At 33.5% G+C, this 3,132-nt stretch carries 2 protein-coding genes; both read right to left on the bottom strand.

Going from position 1 to position 3,132, the window contains the following annotated elements; all coding sequences use genetic code 11:
- Positions 1 to 1,006, bottom strand: a 1,006-nt coding sequence (locus tag CKF59_RS06715; RefSeq protein ID WP_147397143.1) for a DnaJ C-terminal domain-containing protein, incomplete at its 3' end; no start/stop codon positions are given.
- Positions 1,007 to 1,095: 89 nt separating this feature from the next.
- Entirely contained in the window at positions 1,096 to 2,988 is a 1,893-nt protein-coding gene (gene dnaK / locus CKF59_RS06720) for a molecular chaperone DnaK (RefSeq protein ID WP_119535172.1), read from the bottom strand.
- Positions 2,989 to 3,132 lie beyond the last annotated feature (144 nt).

Genomic DNA, 3,132 nt, shown 5'->3' on the forward strand with positions numbered 1-3,132 from the left:
CTTTTTGTTCTTTACTTAAGTTAGTTAAAGTTCTAATTGTAAATACGACAATTAAATTTGTTCTTCTCGAACCGTTATAAATACCTTTTCCAGGTATTGTTATTTGATCATGATTTTGGATTCCGGCTTTAATCTCTACTTCTTCTACTCCATCTATAGTAGGTACAGTAATCTTACCTCCAAGAGAAGCAGTAAATGGATCTATTGGATATTCAAGCACAAGATCTAAATTGTGCGTAAGTTCGAAGATATCATGTGGTTTTAAATTAATTAAAAGAACTAAATTACCTGGTACAGTACCTGCACCAGCTTCATTACCCATTCCTCTAAATCTTAAACGAGCACCCGGAGTAATATTTTTAATTTCGTATTCAAAGCTTTCGGTTACTGAAATAGTCGCTTTTCCATGACACTTTTTACATGGATTTTTTACGATTTTACCAGTACCTTTACAAGTGCTACAGGTTTGAGTAAAGATAAAGTTTTGGATATGACCTGAACCATGACATCTTGTACAAGTGGTAACGTCATTTTCGTTTTCTGTTCCTTTACCTTTACAGTCTGGACAGTCTTTTTGACGAGTGTACTTAATATTAATTGCTTTACCAAAGAACAATTCTTCTAAAGTAATGTCAACTTGTAAATTAATGTCAGACCCTTGAACAACAGTTTTACTTTCTCCACGTGCTTGACCACCTGTGAACATATTGAAAATATCTTCAAAATCGCCAAAGCCACCGAAACCACCACCATTAAATCCTGCACCAAAGCCTTGCCCATTAGTTCTTACATAGTTGTCGTGACCTAATTGATCATAGACACTACGTTTTTCAGGATTGCTTAATACTTCATAAGCAGTGTTAATTTCCTTGAACTTTTCAGCAGCTTCCTCAGATGAATTTTTATCAGGATGGTATTGTAAAGATAATTTACGGTAAGCGCGTTTTATTTCTCTTTCGTCTGCACTTGCACTAATGCCAAGTATATCGTAATAACTTTGAGACATAGATTTATTAGTATTTATTTATTAAACAAAACGAAAGCCCACGTTTTAGACATGGGCTCGAACAGTAGATTTTGGTAAAGGATGATTAATTATTTTTTGTTAACATCTACATCAACAAAACCATCATCTTTGCCGTTGTTTCCATCGTTATTTTTTGCTGCAGCTTCATTTAATAATTTAAAGCCTTTTTCTAAACGTGCAACAGCTTCTTCAATTGCTTTTTTGTCATCACCTTTTACAGCTTTTTCTACTTCAGCAATTGCATTTTCTACTTCTTCTTTATCTGAAGATGATAGTAAATGACCATCTTTTTCAAATAATTTACGGCTTTGAGAAGCAATTTGATCACCTAAGTTTTTAGCTTCAGCAAGTTCTTTGAACTCTTCATCTTTAGCTTTATTTAACTCAGCGTCACGTTTCATTCTTTCGATTTCTTCTTGGCTTAAACCAGAATCTGATTTAATGGTAATGTTTTGTTCTTTACCTGTATCTTTATCTTTTGCTGATACTTTAATAATACCGTTAGCATCAATATCGAAAGTAACTTCGATTTGAGGAACACCACGAGGAGCTGGTCTAATACCTTCTAAGTTGAATTTACCTAGAAGTTTATTATCTGAAGCACGTGAACGTTCACCTTGGTAAACTTCAATTTGTACCGCAGGTTGATTATCTTCTGCTGTAGAATAAACCTGAGATTTTTTGTTAGGGATTAATGTATTTTTCTCAATTAATACTGAGAATACATCATTCATAGTTGCAATACCAAGTGATAATGGAGTTACATCCAATAATAGTAAATCTTTTACATTATCATTTTTACTTAATACCGCACCTTGTACTGCAGCACCTAAAGCTACTGCTTCATCAGGGTTGATGTCTTTACGAGGTTCTTTACCGTCAAAGAACTCTTTTACCATTTTTTGTACTAATGGCATACGAGTTTGACCACCTACTAATAGAACATCGTTAATTTCTGATTTACTTAAACCTGAATCTTGAATTGCTTGTTCAACTGGTTTAAATGTTGATTTAACTAGGTCTTCAACTAAGCTTTCTAATTTAGCACGAGTTAAAGTTGTTACTAAGTGGATAGGTGCTTGAGTAGCCATATCCATAGTAATGAATGGTAAGTTAATTTCTGTAGAAGTTGTAGAAGATAGTTCAATTTTAGCTTTTTCTGCAGCTTCTTTTACACGTTGCATAGCTACAGGATCTTTAGCTAAGTTAACACCGCTGTGATCTTTGTTAAACTCTGCAATAATGTGATTGATGATTAAGTTATCGAAGTCTTCACCACCTAAGTGAGTATCACCGTTAGTTGCTAAAACTTCAATAGTTTTGTTACCATCTGTAGAGTCAATTTCAATTACAGAAACGTCAAAAGTACCACCACCTAAGTCATATACTAATACGTTTGAAGTACCTTGAACTTTATCTAGACCAAATGCCATTGCAGCTGCTGTAGGTTCATTGATAATACGTTGAACATTTAAACCTGCAATTTCACCTGCGTCTTTAGTTGCTTTACGTTGAGCATCGTTAAAGTATGCTGGTACAGTAATAACTGCTTCAGTAACTTTTTCACCTAAGTAGCTTTCTGCTGCTTCTTTCATTTTTTTCAGAACTTCAGCAGAAACTTGTTGTGGAGCTTTTTTCTGTTCTAAAGCACTAACCCAAGCGTCACCATTGTCCGCACGGATAATATCAAAAGGCATAATTTTGATATCTTTTTGTACTTCAGGATCATCGTAACGACGACCAATTAAACGTTTAATACCGAATAAAGTATTTTTAGGGTTAGTTACAGCTTGACGTTTAGCCGCTTGACCAACTAAAACCTCACCATTTTTTGTATAAGCAACAATTGATGGGGTTGTACGATGACCTTCTGTGTTTTCAATAACTTTTAAGTTATCACCATCCATGATAGCAACACATGAGTTAGTTGTACCTAAGTCAATACCAATAATTTTTGACATTATTTTTTCCTCTTTTATTTTAATTTTTTTTACATTTCAATTATAACGCTAACTAATAATTTTTCAAGTAAAAAAATACAGTTTTTAAGAGATTTTTTACAAATTTACGTATTTAAAGTATAAATTCTTATACCTTATTAAGGG

Source organism: Psittacicella gerlachiana, assembly GCF_003585965.1.
GTDB classification, from domain to species: Bacteria; Pseudomonadota; Gammaproteobacteria; order Enterobacterales; family Psittacicellaceae; genus Psittacicella; species Psittacicella gerlachiana.